The sequence below is a fragment of the Mesorhizobium sp. M0437 genome, assembly GCF_040321335.1.
Lineage (GTDB): Bacteria > Pseudomonadota > Alphaproteobacteria > Rhizobiales > Rhizobiaceae > Mesorhizobium.
Window position 1 is genome coordinate 97,137 of record NZ_JAMYRK010000011.1, and the last position, 16,931, is coordinate 114,067.

17 protein-coding genes are annotated in these 16,931 nt (G+C 62.2%); 1 reads left to right on the top strand and 16 read right to left on the bottom strand.

The window, feature by feature from the left end:
• Positions 1-3: 3 nt before the first annotated feature.
• The 8 genes from corA to rimP form a co-directional block, all read right to left on the bottom strand.
• The gene (gene corA, locus NKI72_RS09900; protein WP_352613885.1) at positions 4-1,098 is read right to left on the bottom strand and encodes a magnesium/cobalt transporter CorA; all 1,095 of its coding nucleotides are present in this window, start codon (positions 1,096-1,098) and stop codon (positions 4-6) included.
• A gap of 146 nt (positions 1,099-1,244) precedes the next feature.
• Positions 1,245-2,198, bottom strand: coding sequence for a tRNA pseudouridine(55) synthase TruB (truB, locus tag NKI72_RS09905; RefSeq protein WP_352541265.1), 954 nt, complete (start codon positions 2,196-2,198; stop codon positions 1,245-1,247).
• Positions 2,198-2,623 (bottom strand): 30S ribosome-binding factor RbfA, encoded by a 426-nt coding sequence (gene rbfA, locus NKI72_RS09910; RefSeq protein ID WP_352541264.1) that lies wholly within the window; start codon positions 2,621-2,623, stop codon positions 2,198-2,200. The genes truB and rbfA overlap by 1 nt, the downstream gene beginning before the upstream one ends.
• 215 nt (positions 2,624-2,838) lie before the next feature.
• Positions 2,839-3,294, bottom strand: a complete 456-nt coding sequence (locus NKI72_RS09915) for a hypothetical protein (RefSeq protein ID WP_352830455.1) — start codon at positions 3,292-3,294, stop codon at positions 2,839-2,841.
• Between the two features lie 16 nt (positions 3,295-3,310).
• Positions 3,311-5,878 (bottom strand): translation initiation factor IF-2, encoded by a 2,568-nt coding sequence (infB, locus tag NKI72_RS09920; protein WP_352470067.1) that lies wholly within the window; start codon positions 5,876-5,878, stop codon positions 3,311-3,313.
• Entirely contained in the window at positions 5,875-6,525 is a 651-nt protein-coding gene (locus tag NKI72_RS09925; RefSeq protein ID WP_352541262.1) for an RNA-binding protein, read from the bottom strand. Before NKI72_RS09925 ends, infB begins: the two co-directional genes overlap by 4 nt.
• A 38-nt stretch (positions 6,526-6,563) precedes the next feature.
• A complete protein-coding gene (nusA, locus tag NKI72_RS09930) occupies positions 6,564-8,159 on the bottom strand; it encodes a transcription termination factor NusA (RefSeq protein ID WP_352681242.1) in 1,596 nt (531 codons plus the stop codon).
• A 47-nt stretch (positions 8,160-8,206) separates the two neighbouring features.
• Entirely contained in the window at positions 8,207-8,839 is a 633-nt protein-coding gene (gene rimP / locus NKI72_RS09935; protein ID WP_023676900.1) for a ribosome maturation factor RimP, read from the bottom strand.
• A 281-nt stretch (positions 8,840-9,120) separates the two neighbouring features.
• On the opposite strand from rimP, the gene NKI72_RS09940 reads away from it, so the two are divergent.
• Positions 9,121-9,285 (top strand): hypothetical protein, encoded by a 165-nt coding sequence (locus tag NKI72_RS09940; RefSeq protein ID WP_352830451.1) that lies wholly within the window; start codon positions 9,121-9,123, stop codon positions 9,283-9,285.
• Between the two features lie 60 nt (positions 9,286-9,345).
• On the opposite strand, the gene trmB is transcribed toward NKI72_RS09940, so the two are convergent.
• The 8 genes from trmB to NKI72_RS09980 all read right to left on the bottom strand — a co-directional run bounded on the left by trmB (position 9,346) and on the right by NKI72_RS09980 (position 16,914).
• Positions 9,346-10,047, bottom strand: coding sequence for a tRNA (guanine(46)-N(7))-methyltransferase TrmB (trmB, locus tag NKI72_RS09945; protein WP_352614602.1), 702 nt, complete (start codon positions 10,045-10,047; stop codon positions 9,346-9,348).
• A gap of 11 nt (positions 10,048-10,058) precedes the next feature.
• Positions 10,059-11,348, bottom strand: coding sequence for a methionine adenosyltransferase (gene metK, locus NKI72_RS09950; protein WP_023676896.1), 1,290 nt, complete (start codon positions 11,346-11,348; stop codon positions 10,059-10,061).
• Between the two features lie 329 nt (positions 11,349-11,677).
• A complete protein-coding gene (locus NKI72_RS09955; protein ID WP_023676895.1) occupies positions 11,678-12,097 on the bottom strand; it encodes a helix-turn-helix domain-containing protein in 420 nt (139 codons plus the stop codon).
• Between the two features lie 137 nt (positions 12,098-12,234).
• The gene (gene lnt / locus NKI72_RS09960; RefSeq protein ID WP_352541257.1) at positions 12,235-13,821 is read right to left on the bottom strand and encodes an apolipoprotein N-acyltransferase; all 1,587 of its coding nucleotides are present in this window, start codon (positions 13,819-13,821) and stop codon (positions 12,235-12,237) included.
• A gap of 229 nt (positions 13,822-14,050) precedes the next feature.
• On the bottom strand, positions 14,051-14,230 hold the full coding sequence (locus NKI72_RS09965; RefSeq protein WP_352767044.1) for a VOC family protein: 180 nt from the start codon (positions 14,228-14,230) through the stop codon (positions 14,051-14,053).
• Positions 14,231-14,247: 17 nt separating this feature from the next.
• A complete protein-coding gene (locus tag NKI72_RS09970; protein ID WP_352850096.1) occupies positions 14,248-15,321 on the bottom strand; it encodes a hemolysin family protein in 1,074 nt (357 codons plus the stop codon).
• Positions 15,322-15,349: 28 nt separating this feature from the next.
• Positions 15,350-15,847, bottom strand: a complete 498-nt coding sequence (gene ybeY / locus NKI72_RS09975; protein WP_352470060.1) for an rRNA maturation RNase YbeY — start codon at positions 15,845-15,847, stop codon at positions 15,350-15,352.
• Between the two features lie 17 nt (positions 15,848-15,864).
• Positions 15,865-16,914: a PhoH family protein gene (locus NKI72_RS09980; RefSeq protein ID WP_352541253.1), complete on the bottom strand. Its 1,050-nt coding sequence runs from the start codon at positions 16,912-16,914 to the stop codon at positions 15,865-15,867.
• Positions 16,915-16,931: the final 17 nt, after the last annotated feature.

Genomic DNA, 16,931 nt, shown 5'->3' on the forward strand with positions numbered 1-16,931 from the left:
TAGTCAGAGCCATTTCTTCCATTTGAAGTACGCAAAGAGCCCGACCGCAACAAGCGCCATGAAGGCGAGCGACAGCGGATAGCCGTAATAGGCCTTCAGCTCCGGCATGTTCCAGGGCGAGGTGTCGGGGTCGAAATTCATGCCCCATACGCCGACGAGAAAGGTAAGCGGCATGAAGATCACCGAGACGATCGTCAGATAGCTGATGACGTCGTTGGTGCGCGCCTGGCTGAGCGACAAGTGCATCTCGATCAGGCCGGTCAGCATGTCGCGCTGGGTTTCGACCAGTTCGATCAATCGCAGCGAATGATCGAGCGTGTCGTTCAGAAATATCTTGGTTTCGGCCTTCACATAAGAGACGTCGTTGCGGATCATGGTCGCCAGCGCGTCGCGCATCGGCCAAAGCACGCCCTTCAGCACATTGGCATCGCGCCGCAATTCGTGAAGCTGCCGCATCTGATGCTTGTGCGCCTGGTTCAGCATTTGGTCCTCAATGCTGTCGACCAATTCGCCGGCAGCCTCGATCGGCGGGAAATAGCTGTCGACGATGGCGTCGATCAAAGCATAGGCGAGATAGTCGGCGCCGCGCGAGCGCAAGCGGTTGGGCACCGAGCTTGCGATCCGCTTGCGCACGGGATCGAACGGGTCGCCTTCGCGCTCCTGGAAGGTGACGACGAAGTTCCTGCCGAAGAAGACGGCGATCTGTTCGTAGCGATGCGCGGTGACATCGTCGATCATCCTGACGACGACAAAGGCATGGTCCTCGAAGAAATCCACCTTCGGCCGCTGGCCGGTGTTGACGACATCTTCCAGCGCCAACGGATGCAGGTTGAAGATCCGGCCGATCTCCTCGATCAGCTGGATGTTGGCGAGGCCTGTGCAATCGAGCCAGATAACCGGCCAATTGTGGCAATGGGTGTTGACGTCGTCGATGCTGGCATTGTCGATGGTCTTGAACTTTTCGGGCGAGATCAACGTCAGCCTGAGCTCGGAACGGCGTGCCGCCGGGTCGGCGATCAGCGTGCCGGGCGAAGCCCCGACCGGCGGCCTCCGTGTTTTGAGCGCCGCTCGTTTGTTGACCGTGTCAGCCTTTGCCATGTGCCCCCTCGAGTGCAGCGTCGAACGGCACTACAGCGCAGCGCATCCTTTCGGACTGCAAACGACGCCGTAGGCCTGTTGATTTAGCGCATGATCCTTTCCCAAAATAGAATCCGGTTTGGAGATCATGCGCCGGGCGACAGCTGTTACCCGACAAAGACCCGCTTTGGCTTGAACATGCCTTGCTCGATGGCGCCGATGGCGACCAGCTTGCCGCGCGCGGTGGCGCAGGCCTCCTCCGCTTCTACCGGCGCGTCACGGCCGCGAATGATGACCGGATTGCCGAGGCGGATTTTGGTTGCCGCATCGTCGCTGATCGCAACCTGCGGCAAGCATTCGAGCGCCGCGGCGGTGTCGAGCAGAAGGGCATCGATGGTACCGAAGTCGATCGGCGCGTCTGCTGCTTGCGGCTCGCCCTGCTCGCCGAAGCGGGCGGCCTCCAACTCGGCCAAGGTGACGAAATCTTCCTGCGTGAACGGCTCGACCTCGACCCGCCGCAGCTCGGCGATGTGACCAAAACAGCCAAGGTCGCGCCCCATGTCGCGCGCCAGCGAGCGGACATAGGTGCCCTTGCCGCATTCGACCTCGAAGATGGTGCGATCTGCCATGTGCTCGACCAGGTCGAGCCGGCCGATCTCTACCTCGCGTGGTGGAATGTCGATCGTCTCGCCATCGCGGGCAAGGTCGTAGGCGCGCTCGCCGGCGATCTTGATCGCCGAAAATTGCGGCGGCGTCTGCATGATGACGCCGGTATATTTCGAAAGCAGCGCCCGTACGTCGGCTTCCGCCGGACGGCGGTCCGAGCTTTTGGTCGCCGGGCCTTCGAGGTCGTCGGTCGAACGCTCCTCGCCCCAGGCAACCGTGAAGCGGTAGACCTTGGCGCCGTCCTGGACGTATGGCACGGTCTTGGTCGCTTCGCCGAGCGCGATCGGCAGCATGCCGGACGCCAGCGGGTCGAGCGTGCCGGCATGGCCGGCCTTTTCCGCCTGGAACAGCCATTTGATCTTGGCGACGGCTTCAGTCGAGCCCATGCCGACCGGCTTGTCCAGTACCAGCCAGCCCGAGATCGGCCGGCCCTTCTTCTTGCCGCGACGCGCCACTATTCGCTGTCCTTCCGGTCGTCTTTGTCTTTGTCGTCGGCGCTGAGATCGCGCGCCACTTCGGGCGAGTGCAGCAATTCGTTGATCTTCTGGAAATTGTCGTAGCTGGTGTCGAGCCGGAAGCGGAATTCCGGCATGTACTTCATCTGCCGCAGCGCGCCGGAGACACGGCCGCGGACGAACTTCGCATGCTTGTTGAGCGCTTCGACCACCACGCCGGCATCCTTGGCGCCAAGCGGCGAGACGAAGGCGGTGGCGATCTTCAGATCGGGCGACATGCGCACTTCCGAGACCGACACCACGGCATTCTCGATCAACGGATCGAGGATCTCGCCACGTTGCAAGGTTTCCGACAGAGCATGGCGCACCTGCTCGCCGACGCGAAGCATACGCTGGGATGGGCCAGCCGATGGTGGTCTTGGCATGAAAATTCTTCCTTCGCGCGGGTTCGAACCGCCTCAAACCGCTGACTTAACGCCGTTGGGCAGGTTTGGCTACCCTGGGCAACTGACCTTAATAGGTCTTCGTTCTACGACCGAGCCTGAGTTGCCCAGATTTTTATTTTCTCGAGCGCATCGGCGGGAACGACATCCCTTGGGATAAAAACGAAATGGGTACCGTTATCTATGAGGAAAAACAGCTAGTCGTTGCTCAGTTGCACCCGTTCTATCCTTCGATTCTTTATCGAGTCCAAAAACTGAATAATATACCCATCGAAGATCTTTACCGGTTCGGTGATATTGCCAATTTTCTTATTATTTACTTTCCTTTTAAAGAAACCAAGAAAACTACGAGCTACTATAATATATATAGTCCCCATCGCAATTGGGGCGAGAACGTAAATTGTCTCACTGGAGACCACGCCCTTTGAAAGGTACTCCAGCAGAGCGACGGCCAACGCAGATGTCCAGATAATCAAAAGAACTGAGGCTATCAAAATCAGCCAAGCAAGACCTGTGAGAATCCAACGCCTGGATCGACCATACCGCAGGTCGGAAAACGAACGCGCAGCACGTTTAAGCTGCGTATCATTTGTTTGGAAGGTATATTCCCATAGAGGGAACATACCTTCCAGATTTGAAGCGTCCTGGCCCATATCGGTGCCAAGCGCTTTACAGCGTCCTGGTCACCATCTCGACGCGGAAGCACTCGATGACGTCGCCGACGCGCATGTCCTCGTAGTTCTGGAAGGCCATGCCGCATTCCTGGCCGCCCGGAACTTCCGAAACCTCGTCCTTGAAGCGCTTCAGGGTCTTCAGCGTGCCTTCGTGGATGACGACGTTGTCCCGGATCAGGCGGACGCCCGCACCACGCTCGACCTTGCCTTCGGTGACACGGCAGCCGGCGATCTTGCCGACCTTGGTGATGTCGAAGATCTCGAGGATCTCGGCATTGCCGATGAAGGTCTCGCGACGCTCCGGCGAGAGCAGGCCGGAGAGCGCCGCTTTCACATCATCGACCAGATTGTAGATGATCGAATAGTAGCGGATCTCGATGCCTGCCGCAGCCGCGGCTGCGCGGGCCTGCGCATTGGCGCGAACGTTGAAGCCGATGATCGCAGCCCCCGAAGTTTCCGCCAGCGACACGTCGCTTTCGGTAATGCCGCCAGCCCCCGCATGGACGATGCGGGCGCGCACCTCGTCGGTGCCGAGATTGTCGAGCGCGGCGTTGATCGCCTCGATCGAGCCCTGCACGTCGCCCTTGATGACCAGCGGGAATTCCTTCAATCCGCTGGTCTGCAACTGCGACATCATCTGTTCAAGCGAGCCGCGCTGGCCGGCATGCCTGGCCACCGCCTTCTCACGCGCCAGACGCTGGCGATATTCGGTGATCTCGCGGGCGCGGGCTTCGTTGTTGACCACGGCGAAGCGGTCGCCGGCCTGCGGCGTGCCTTGCAGGCCGAGCACCTCCACCGGCATTGCCGGCGGCGCTTCCTTGACCTGCTCGCCGCGATCATTGACGAGTGCGCGTACCCGGCCCCATTCGTTGCCGGCGACGAGAATGTCGCCCGGCATCAACGTGCCGGTTTGCACCAGCACGGTAGCGACTGGGCCGCGGCCCTTGTCGAGCTGGGCTTCGATGACCACGCCTTCGGCGGTGCGGTCCGGATTGGCCTTCAGGTCGAGGATTTCGGCCTGCAGCAGGATCGCTTCGAGCAACTTGTCGAGATTGATGCCCTTGGTCGCCGACACCTCGACATCCAGCACCTCACCGCCCATGGATTCGACGAACACCTCGTGGCGCAGCAGTTCCGAACGCACCTTCTGCGGGTCGGCGTCATGCTTGTCGATCTTGTTGATCGCCACAATGATCGGAACGCCGGCCGCCTTGGCGTGATTGATCGATTCGATCGTCTGCGGCATGACGCTGTCGTCGGCTGCCACCACGAGGATGGCGATATCGGTCGCCTGGGCACCGCGGGCACGCATTGCCGTGAAGGCGGCGTGGCCGGGCGTGTCGATGAAGGTAACCTTGTGAGCGTTCTTCTCGACCTGATAGGCGCCGATATGCTGGGTAATGCCGCCGGCCTCGCCGGAGACGACGTTGGCATTGCGGATGGCATCGAGCAACGAGGTCTTGCCGTGATCGACATGACCCATGATCGTTACCACCGGCGGACGCGGCTGCAGGTCCTCGGGACGATCGGCGATGTTGAACAAGCCCTCTTCGATGTCGGACTCGGCGACGCGGCGGACCGTGTGGCCAAATTCGGTGGCGACGAGTTCGGCCGTGTCGGCGTCGATGACGTCACCAGGCTTCAGGATCTGGCCCTGCTTCATGAAGAACTTGACCACGTCGACAGCGCGCTCGGACATGCGCTGCGCCAGCTCCTGGATGGTGATGGTTTCGGGCAGGATCACTTCACGCATGACTTTCTCGCGTGGCTCGTTATGCAACGCGCGCTTGAATTTCTCCTGACGGCGGCGCATCGACGAGAGCGAGCGGGCGCGCGCATCCTCGTCGGAAAGCGCCGAATTCAGAGTCAGCTTGCCGCGGCGGCGGTCTTCCTCGCCCTTGGTCGGTTTGGCCGGACGCGCCACTTCCGGCGTAACCAGACGGCGCACTGGTGCGCCGGCACCGGTCCGCTTCGGTTTGACCTCTTCCTCGTCATCGACTGTTGCCAGTTCGGCGGCGAGCGGCGCACGGCGGCGCGCCTCTTCCTCGGCACGGCGGCGGGATTCGGCCTCGGCTTGCAGCCGTGCCTCTTCCTCGGCCTGACGGCGAGCCGATTCCTCGCGCTCGCGGCGGCGGCGCTCTTCGTCCTCGCTGCGGCGCTTGGCTTCCTCGATGGCGCGCTGGCGATCCTCGACATCGCGGACCTTCGAGCCCTCGAGAGCCCGGCGGCGTGCTTCCATTTCCTGGCGCGACAACTCGTTCAGCACCATGCCGCCGCGTTCGACCGGCGGCGGAGGGGGAGGCGCCTTGGGAGCTTCCTGCACGGCAGGCGCTGCCGCGACCGGCTTCGGCGTGAAGACGGACACAGGCGCTGCCGCCGGCTCCGGCTTGTCGCCGGGCAGCGAGAACTTGCGCTTCTTGGTCTCGACGACCACCGACTTGGTGCGGCCGTGCGAGAAGTTCTGGCGCACCGTGCCCTGTTCCATGCCGGGGCGCTTCAGCGTCAAGGTCTTCTTCGGCGTAACACTCAGCGTCTTGTCGTCGCCCGATTTCGTATCGCTCATTCCATATCCTCTGCGGCATCATCTTCGTCAGCAACGGCCGCAAGCATTGCCAGATCGTCCGGGGAACCGCCCCGATATCGGTCGAGCGCAACCATGCGCTTCTGGACCGCCCTGCCCGCGTCTCCCGCGAGAACGGCAGCATGTATCACATTTGTACCCCCCAATGCCAAGCTCAACTCGGCCTCGGAGAAAAGTTTGTAAGCGCGGATCGCAGGCCCGCCAAGGTGGACGGTTGCCCGTCGCGCCTGGCTTATCTTGCGGACGCCATCGTCGGAAGCCTCGGTCGCGTGGAGCACGAAAAGTGCAAGTCCGCCGCGCACGGCGCTCTCGACCTTGGTCGCTCCGAGCGCTATGGCGCCCGCCTTGCGGGCCAGGCCAAGCATGCCCAGAGCGGACCTGGAAAGTAGCGCGTCGACCATGCCGCCAAGATCGGCCGGCACGCTCACCTGTGCCTTAAAAGCACGGGCAAACAGATTTTTGGCCGCTGCCTTTTCTATATGTAGGCGGTCGGCCGTCACCCAGCAACCGCGGCCGGGCAGGTTTCTCTTGATGTCCGGAACGACGGCCGAACCCGGGCCGACGACGAAACGGATCAGTTCATCCGGTTCGGCTTGCCTGCGGGTGACGATGCAGGTGCGATCGTTCATCTCGTCCAAGGGCGGGTTCGGTGCGATGCGGTTTCACCTCACGCACCGACGGTTTCGTCAGCCGGCACGCCCTCGGCGGCAAGCTCGTCTTCGGTGATCCAGCCAGCCTTCAGGCGAGCGGCCAGGACCATCTGCTCGGCATCGGCGCGTGATACGCCGTGGTTGGCGAGCACACCCGGGAATACCTTCGTCTCGCCGTCCTTGCGTTCCTTCCAACCGGTCAGGTCGTCGGCGGCGTAGCCGGCGAAATCCTCGATCGTCTTCACGCCGTCCTCGCCGAGCGTCACCATCATGGCGGTGGTGATGCCGGGGATCTCGCGCAGCTCGTCCTTGACGCCGAGCGCCTTGCGCTTCTCGTCATGCTGGGCTTCGATCTTCTCCAGATATTCGCGGGCGCGGGTCTGGATTTCCGAAGCCGTGTCCTCGTCGAAGCCGTCGATCGACGCGATTTCGCCGGAGTCGACATACGCGACCTCCTCGACGCTGGTGAAGCCTTCGGAAGCGAGCACCTGGCCGACCATCTCGTCGACGTCGAGGGCTTCCATGAACAGCGACGACCGTTCGACGAATTCCTTCTGGCGGCGTTCGCTCTCTTCCTGCTCGGTCAGGATGTCGATATCCCAGCCGGTGAGCTGCGAGGCAAGACGGACGTTTTGGCCGCGGCGGCCGATGGCCAGCGACAGCTGATCGTCGGGAACGACGACCTCGATGCGCTCGGCATCCTCGTCGAGCACGACCTTGGCGACTTCCGCCGGCTGCAATGCATTGACAATGAAGGACGCCGCCGAAGGCGACCAAGGAATGATGTCGATCTTCTCGCCCTGCAATTCACCGACGACCGCCTGGACGCGGCTGCCGCGCATACCGACGCAGGCACCGACCGGATCGATGGAGCTGTCGCGCGAGATGACAGCGATCTTGGCGCGCGAACCCGGATCGCGGGCGACCGACTTGATCTCGATGATGCCGTCGTAGATTTCCGGCACTTCCATGGTGAACAGCTTCGCCATGAACTGCGGATGGGTGCGCGACAGGAAGATCTGCGGGCCGCGCTGTTCGCGGCGCACGTCATAGACATAGGCACGGACGCGATCGCCATACTTGTAGTTTTCGCGCGGAATCAGCTCGTCGCGGCGGATGATCGCTTCGCCGCGGCCGAGATCGACGATGACGTTGCCGTATTCGACGCGCTTGACGGTACCGTTGACGATCTCGCCGATACGGTCCTTGTATTCGTCATATTGCCGGTCGCGCTCGGCCTCGCGCACCTTCTGCACGATGACCTGCTTGGCCGACTGGGCGGCGATGCGGCCAAAATCCATCGGCGGTAGCTGTTCGGCAATGAAATCGCCGAGCTGGGCGTCCGGATTGCGCTCGCGCGCCGAGGAAATGGCAATCTGCGTCGCGTAGTCATCGACCTTCTCGACCACTTCCATCAGCCGCTGCAGCTTCATCTCGCCGGTGTTGGCATTGATGTCGGCGCGGATATTGGTTTCCTGGCCGTAGCGCGAGCGCGCGGCCTTCTGGATCGCATCGGCCATGGCGGCGATGACGATCGACTTGTCGATCGACTTTTCACGCGCGACCGCATCGGCGATCTGCAGCAGTTCAAGCCTGTTGGCGCTTACAACCATCTTCTTTCTCCCGAGCTTGTTGCCGACCTTTACGGCCGGCAGCCCAATCACATTTCCTGTTCGGTTTCGTCTTCCGCACCCTCTGGTGCGTCTTCGGGTTCGCCGCGGCGTTTCCTGGCTTCCTTGCGCGCCCGATTGTCCTTCGACAGCGCATCGCGGATAAGGTCGTCGGTCAGAATCAGCCGCGCTTCGGCAATCGCATCGTAGGGAACACGTACCGTCGGCTCCTCGCCGTAAGCGGCCTTGTCACGCTCGATCAGCACACCGTCCGCGTCGCTTTCGGCGATCTTGCCCTTGAAGCGCTTACGGTCGGCGACGAGAACCGACGTTTCCATCTTCACCAGATGGCCGGTCCAGGCTGCAAAGTCCGATTTGCGGACCAGCGGCCGGTCGATGCCCGGCGACGACACTTCGAGATGATAAGCCTTCTCGATCGGATCATCGACATCGAGCGCCGGCGATACCGCCCGGCTGACCTCTTCACAATCCTCGACCGTCATGGTGCCGTCCTCGCGCTCGGCCATGATCTGCAGCGTCAGCCCGTTCTGGCCCGACAAGTGCACACGTACCAAGCGGAAGCCAATGGCGCGCAGTACCGGCTGAACGATCAGCGCGATGCGCGCATCGATGCCGCTTTCGCGGATGATGCGGTCGTCGCCTTCGCTTGCCGTCACTGTCATTCGGTCCTGTCACTCGATTTCTGTCGGTCGGCAGGTAATAAAAAAGAGCGGGACCGGGTGGACCCACTCTTCGTCATACCGACCAAGAATTTGAAGCTGATATAGACGATCGTGGTCCTCGTTTCAAGCCCGTCCTGCATGACGGCAAGGCTCCGAGTCCGCAGCGCTGCTCCAAATGCATGGCGCCCATGCAGTGATCACCGTTTGAGCACCGGCCACGCACGACTATCTACGTTGCATTGCACAATTGGAGCGCTCACTGCGCTCGAAAGGGTCCCATCATGAACAATCGTGGATTTTTTTCAGGCATAGGCGATGTCTTTAGCGTGTTCGGCAGCGCCGTAGCCGCGTCGCGGGCTGTGGAACGCGGTCGCAAGCCGCGTGCGCATGATCTGCGCAATCTCGGCATGGAGCCGGCAGCCTTCAACAAGATCCGTCGCTTCTGAGCCAGGTGGCCGCCGAGAGCCTTCGGCCGGCTCGCCTTGTGCTCAGCTCTAATTTCCCGCCTATTTCCGCACGAAGGTGAGATAGGCGGGCCGTCGGCCTTCGCGAATGGCCTTGGCCTCATAGCGCGTCCCCGGCCAGCCATCATAGGGCCGGTGCCAGTCGGCTGCTTCGCTTGCCTGCCACGTGAAGGCGTCGTGCGCCCGGCAATGCAGGAGCGTCCAGTTCACATAGCTGTCGATATCGGATGCAAAGTGGAACTTTCCGCCGTGCTTCAGGACGCGCGCGAAGCGGTCGAGATTGACCGGGCTGACGAAGCGCCGCTTCCAGTGCTTCTTCTTCGGCCACGGATCCGGATAGAGAAGGTCAATGCCGTCAAGCGAAGCCTGCGGCAGCCAGTCCAGCAGACGTGTGGCGTCGTCGTCATAGACGCGCAGATTGGCAAGCGGCCGCTCCCGGACCGCCATCATCATCTTGGCCATGCCGTTGACGAAAGGCTCGACGCCGATAAAGCCGGTCGCCTGGCTTGCCGTAGCACGGTGCAGAAGATGTTCGCCGCCGCCAAAACCGATTTCGAGCTGGACAGCCGAAACTTCGGCTTCGAAAAGGCTGCGCAGGTCGGCCGGCGGTTCAACCGTCAGATCGAGCCTGTAGGCGGCGAAGCCGCTCTCCAGCGCCGCTGCCTGTTGTGGTCGAATGGTCTTGCCGCGCCGGCGACCGAAAAAGGCCTCGGTCGCACGGCTTGGCCGGTCCTTCGGATCCATAGGCGCCGCGGTTAGGCGGCGACTGCTTCGGCGACCGGTTCGGCGAGAGCATCCTTGAGCGCCTTGGCGAGATCGGTCTTCTCCCAGGAGAAGGATCCGTCGCGGCCGGCCTTGCGGCCAAAATGGCCGTAGGACGACGTCTTGGCATAGATCGGCTTGTTGAGATCGAGGTGGCGGCGGATGCCGGACGGCGACAGGTCCATCACGGCGCGCAGTGCACGCTCGAGTTTTGCCTCGTCGACCTTGCCGGTGCCGTGCAGGTCGACGTAGATCGACAGCGGCTGGGCGACACCGATCGCATAGGAAAGCTGGATGGTGCAGCGATCGGCGAGCTTTGCGGCAACCACGTTCTTGGCGAGATAACGCGCCGCATAGGCCGCCGAGCGGTCGACCTTGGTGGTGTCCTTGCCAGAAAAAGCGCCGCCGCCATGAGGCGCAGCCCCGCCATAAGTGTCGACGATGATCTTGCGGCCGGTCAGGCCGGCGTCGCCATCAGGCCCGCCGATGACGAACTTGCCGGTCGGATTGATGTACCAGTTGCAATTGTCGGCAATCTTCAGGTCGCCCAGTGCTTCGCGAATATAGGGCTCGACGACGTTGCGCACCTTCTTCGAATCCCACGTCTCATCGAGATGCTGGGTCGACAGCACGATCTGCGTCACTTCCGCCGCTTTGCCGTCGACATAGCGGACGGTGACCTGGCTCTTGGCATCCGGCCCGAGCCTGCCGGCATCACCGCTGCCTTCATGGCGCGCAGCCGCCAGCAATTCGAGGATCTTGTGGCTGTAATAGATCGGCGCCGGCATCAAGTCCGGGGTTTCGCGGCAGGCATAGCCAAACATGATGCCCTGGTCGCCGGCTCCCTCCTCGCCTTGCCGGTCGGAGGCGTTGTCGACGCCTTGGCCGATATCCGGCGACTGGCCGTGCAGCAGGACCTCGATCTTGGCTGTCTTCCAGTGGAAGCCGGCCTGCTCGTAGCCGATTTCGCGGATCGCCTTGCGAGCGACCGACTTGAACTTGGCCGGGTTGACGATCGGATGGCCGGCCGCATCCTTCAGGACGTTGCCCTCCTTGTCCTTCTTGAGCAGCGTCTCGGGGACGCGCACCTCGCCGGCGATGACAACGCGATTGGTCGTCGCAAGCGTCTCGCAGGCAACGCGGACCTTCCACGGGTCCATGCCGGTCTTTCTGGCTTCGCGATAGACGAGATCGACAATCTCGTCGGAGATGCGGTCGCAGACCTTGTCGGGATGGCCCTCGGCAACGGATTCCGAGGTGAAGAAGTAATTGTGCCGCGTCACGGGTGTCCCCTCTTGAAAAAAATATCGGCAGGCCGCCGATTTTGGCGCGCCAGTTGTTAACGGTGCCGGGCGTCGCTAGTCAAGCCATGCAGCCGTTCTGGCATGAATTTTGACGTTATTATCCTTGCATCCCGAGACGGCGGCAGGGCGCACTGCGATCAGCCCTTGCGCAACAGACTGAGGAAAACGGCTTCCAGGAAGCGAGTCGAGCGAAATCGATCTGCGCTTTAGCGCATCTGCGGAATGAACATCCCTCAATGCGCGCAGCCGCGAGAAATTGCATGCCCAGCTACGACGAGCCCTTCCTTGTTGAACTCTTCACGGGCCAGTCAATCGACTTCGTCGGTGGAAAGCGACTTCACCAACTCGATGATCTTGCGGCGCACTTTCACATCGGCGATCTTGACGAAGGCGCGATTCAGCTGGAGGCCTTCCGGGCTGCCGCAGAATTCGACGGCGGAGGTCATCGAAGCATCCTCGGCAAATCCACGGTTGCCCACGGGCTCCTGACCGGGCGCATCCTCGAAAAAGAAGGCGACGGGGACGCCGAGTATGGAGGCGATTGCCTGCAAACGGCTGGCGCCGACGCGATTGGTGCCCTTTTCGTACTTTTGGATCTGCTGGAACGTTATGCCGAGGTTTTCACCCAGTTTTTCCTGGCTCATTCCCAGCATATTGCGGCGAAGCCGGATGCGGCTTCCGACGTGGATGTCGATCGGATTCGGCTTTTTCTTGTTTTCTTCTGTCATTTTTTCCTCGCCGAATTTTTCCGGCTTTTTCTATTTTGCTGCCCAAACGACGCCGCGGCCCGTGCCCCAACAGAACGACCTTATCGACTTCGAAAATTTTCAGGCGCTTACAGTATGAGTTTCTAATGTGTCGGCTGTCAATTCGCCCGTAGCCTTTGCCTTACGTTCAAAATGCATGCCGCAACGGCAAGCAAAAACATGATCAGCATTCCGTTAATGCGTCGTTGGCCGGAGGAAACGATGGCTTGGTCGGAGATCGGCACACGCACATCGATCGCGCCGCGTGCATCGATTGCCAGCGCGTCGACGATGCGACCGCGTGGGTCGACAACGGCCGAAATGCCGTTATTAGCCGCGCGCAACAGGGGCACCCCATTCTCCACCGCCCGGATCTGCGCCTGCCTGAAGTGCTGGTACGGCCCCGGCGTGTCGCCGAACCAGGCGTCATTGGTGACGTTCACAATAAGCTCGGCTGACGTTGCGTCAACTGCGACCAGATCGGGAAAGATGACCTCATAGCAAATAAACGGCAGCGCCCGGATACCGCCGGGCAGCGCGATCGGATGCCGCTCATTGCCCGCCGCGAAGGTCATTGGACCGGCAACAAGCTGCTCAAGCCCGAAGCGGCCGAGCAGATCGGCGAAAGGCAGGTATTCGCCGAAGGGTACCAGGTGGACCTTGTCGACGGCATCGACGATTTCGCCCCTTTCGTCGATCGCCACCACAGAGTTGTAGTAACGGCTGCCGGCCGCCGAGCCGCCTTCCTCGCGAACGACGCCGGCGACCAGCATCTGGCCATCGCCAAGCATTTCTCCGATCGCAGGCAGGGCATCCGGACGTTCGGTGAACAGAAACGGCACGGAGGTCTCCGGCCACAGAATCAATTGCGGCCTGTCATGGCCGGGCTCCGGCGCCTTGGCCGAAAGCCCCATCATGGTGGCGAAGATACGGTCACGCACCGAGGTATCCCATTTTTCGGTAAGGTCGACGGCAGGCTGCACTATACGGACGTCAAGGCTGCGGGCGGCCGGCTTTTCGGGGGCGGCGAGCCGGATATAGCCGAAGCCGGCATGGGCGGCGACGAGCACGACAAGCAATGCCGCGCCGAGGCGGAGATGCCGGCGCGCCGCAAGCAGCGCCGGCAGCGCAAAGACGAAGACCGCAAGCGCGTCCATGCCGACCATGCCGGTCACCGAGACGCTCTGCATCAGCAAAGGTACCGGCATCGCCGCATAGCCGACGGCATTCCACGGAAAGCCGGTGAACAGGAAGCCGCGCAGCCATTCCGCCAGCGCAAAGCCGAAGGCGAGCGCGGCGATGCGTCCGATGTCGTTGCTCCACAACAGCCGGGCGACCACGGCGGCGAAACCATAGAAGAAGGCGAGCGCGAGGGGGATGCCGACCACCGCGAACGGCAAGGCCCAGGCAAAGCTGTCGGCCTCGACCAGAAGCGCCGAGCCGACCCACCAGAGACCGGCAAGAAAGTAGCCGAAACCGAACCACCAGCCGATGGCGAAGGCCGGACGCAAGCGCCGCAGAAAACCGTCCGAGGCTTCGCCGGTCGCGCCGTCGAGGAGCCACACCAGCAGGGGAAACGAAACGAAACAGACGGCGAAGAAATCGTACGGCGCCTGGGCAAGAACCGCCAGCGCGCCGGCAAGAAACGCCACCAGCGCGCGCCGCCAGCCCCAAAGCAGAATTATCCGGCCGGCCTGGCGCTCCATCTATGCTTCCGAGTCGTGCGAATCAGGAAGCAAGATTTATCAGGCCGCGGCCTTGGCTCCAAACCGGGCGACGTAGTCCGCTCATAGCTATCGATGCCAGCCTTGTATCTTCAGCCCGCCCAGCCGCTCAGCCTCTTCGCGTGGGACAGCGCCGACAGTCTGGGAAAAGGTCCAGACATGGCCTTCAGGATCGCGCGCGTGTTCTTGCCTGTAACTGAAGCCGGGCTGGCTATATGGTCGGCCCATTCGGAATCGACGATGATATAACCATCGCCGAACCTGCATCGCTGACCACCATGCTCGGCTCGAAGCCGAAGGCCTTTTCAAGCCAGGTCAATGCGGCCTGCGTATCCTCGTAGAAGACGCCGGAGCCCAAGGTCGAGTGCTTGAACGGGTCCTCAACCGGCATCGGGCAAGCCGCGTCTTTCAAGCCTGCTCGGTGCGGACGGCGCGGCGGCGGCGCTCGCCCTTCAGGGTCTCGACGATGCGCACGCGCTTGACGCGGCGCGGATCGGCGTCGAGCACATGGAACTCGAAGCCGGGTATGGCCTGCACCACTTCGCCGCGCGCCGGCACCCGGCCAAGCGTGTTGAAGATCATGCCGCCGATCGTGTCGACATATTCGCCGTGCTCGCCGGCGGCGAAATCCTCGCCGATCATCTTGGCGACGTCGTCGATCTCGGCCTTGCCGTCGACGATGAAGACGCCTTCGCCGGCCTGGGTAATCATCGGCTCGTCCTCGTCATGTTCGTCCTCGATGTCGCCGACCACCATCTCGACGATATCCTCGAGCGAGACGAGACCGTCAGTGCCGCCATATTCGTCGATGACCAGCGCCATCTGGGTGCGCGTCGTCTGCATTCGCCCCATCAGGTCGGAGGCGAGCATCGACGGCGGCACGAACAGCACCGGTCGGATCAGGCTGAGATCGCCTATGGTGCGCGCCAGATCGACCTGGGCGAGATCGAGAACCGTCGCGAGCGGAGTTTTCCTGGTCGTCCTGCCCTTTCTGACGCGGGCGACCTTGGTGATGTGCGCCAGCACGTCGCGGATATGAACCATGCCGCGCGGATCGTCGAGCGTCTCCGAATAGACCGGCATGCGGGAATGGCCGGACTGCTCGAACAACCCCAGAAGGTCGCCGAGCTTCGTGGTGATCTCGACCGCCTCGATGTCGGCGCGCGGCACCATGACGTCCTCGACCCGCACTTCGCGCAGGCGCAGGATGTTGTTGAGCATGGCGCGTTCGCCGGGCGAGAAGGATTCTGCATCGCTCGCCGTTTCGGCAAGCGCACCGGCAATCTCCTCGCGCAGGCTGGTGCCGTTGCGGTGCCTGAAAAGCCCGAGCACGCGATCGAACAGGGAAGGACCGGCAGGCGATGCCTCGCTGGCGAAGCTGCCGGTCGTGGTACTCGGACTCGAGCCCTCTTCCGTCGTTTCGGAAGGCTTGATCACACTGCCGGCGTCGGAGCGGGCGGCAGTCTCTGGTTTGTCGTTCATCATCGTCCGGTCAATTGGTCTTTTGTAATTACGTGTAGGGATCGGGAATGGCAAGCCTCGCAAGTGCTGCGCGCTCTGTCGCTTCCATCAGTTCCGCTTCGGCATCCGTTTCGTGATCATAGCCCAGCAAATGCAGCAGGCCATGGATGACGAGATGGGAGATATGGTCCTCGATGGGCTTGTCTTCCAGTGCCGCCTCGCGCGCGACAGTCTCGGCGGCCAGCACGATGTCGCCGAGCATCGGCGGCAGAGGCCCGCCCCTGGCAAACGGAAAAGCCGGAAAAGACAGGACGTTGGTCGGCTTGTCCTTGCCGCGCCAGCCGGCATTGAGCGTACGGATATGGGCATCGTCGGAAAAGACGATGCTGAGCTCGGAACGGCCGTCCGCACCGGTTTCGGCAAAGGCGGCCGAGACGGCACGGTCGACAAGCCGCATCAGCGCCGCCTCGTCGGGCCAGTCGCCCGCCTCGATCGCGATATCGATCTCGACGGGAAGCGGTCCCCCCGCCTTTTGCTCCTCAGCCATGCGGCCGCATAATCGTATCAGCTTTCGACACCCAAGCCCCTGGCCAGCTTGCCGTCACGGTCGTAGGCCTTGACGATCTCGGCGACCAGCGGATGCCTGACGACGTCGCCTTCATTGAAGCGTACGGTCACCATGCCGGTGACGCCGTCGAGGATTCTCAGCGCCTCGACCAGGCCGGATTTGGTGTTTGGCGGCAGATCGATCTGGGTCGGATCGCCGGTGACGATCATGCGCGAGTTCTCGCCGAGCCGGGTCAGGAACATCTTCATCTGCATCGGCGTGGTGTTCTGCGCCTCGTCGAGGATGACGGCAGCGTGCGCCAGCGTACGGCCGCGCATGAATGCCAGCGGCGCGATCTCGATGACCTCAGCAGCAATCGCCCGCTCGACCTTGTCGGCCGGCATCATGTCGTAGAGCGCGTCATAGAGCGGCCGCAGATAGGGATCGACCTTCTCCTTCATGTCACCCGGCAGAAAGCCAAGCCGTTCACCGGCCTCGACCGCGGGGCGCGACAGCACGATGCGTTCGACCATGCCACGTTCGAGCAGCATTGCCGCATGCGCCACCGCCAGATAGGTCTTTCCGGTGCCGGCCGGGCCGATGCCGAAGACGAGTTCCGACCGCTCCAGCGCGCGCATATAGGCGTCCTGGTTGAGCGAGCGGGCATAGATGGTCTTCTTGCGCGTCGATATCTGGGCGGCGGACACCTTGCCCTTGCGCTCCAGCGTCGGCAGCGTCAGCTGGTCGTCGGTGGCGATCGCCATGCGCACGGCGCCGTCGACATCGGACTGGCCGATATCGGTGCCTTTCTGCAGAATGCCGTAAAGATTGTCCAAGGCGCGGCGCGCCTGCTCGGCGGCCGAGGAAGAGCCCTTGATGGTCAATTGGTTGCCACGCGAGCGGATATCGACGCCGAGCTTCTGCTCGAGCCTGGCCAGATTCTCGTCGAACTGGCCGTAAAGGGCGCTGGCAAGCTTGTTATTGTCGAAAGTCAGTACGATGTGCGCGATATCCGAGGCCCCGGAGGGTAGGTTCTGGGGCAGGTTCTTGACTTCAGCAGCGCTCAACCGTCTCTCCTCATCTG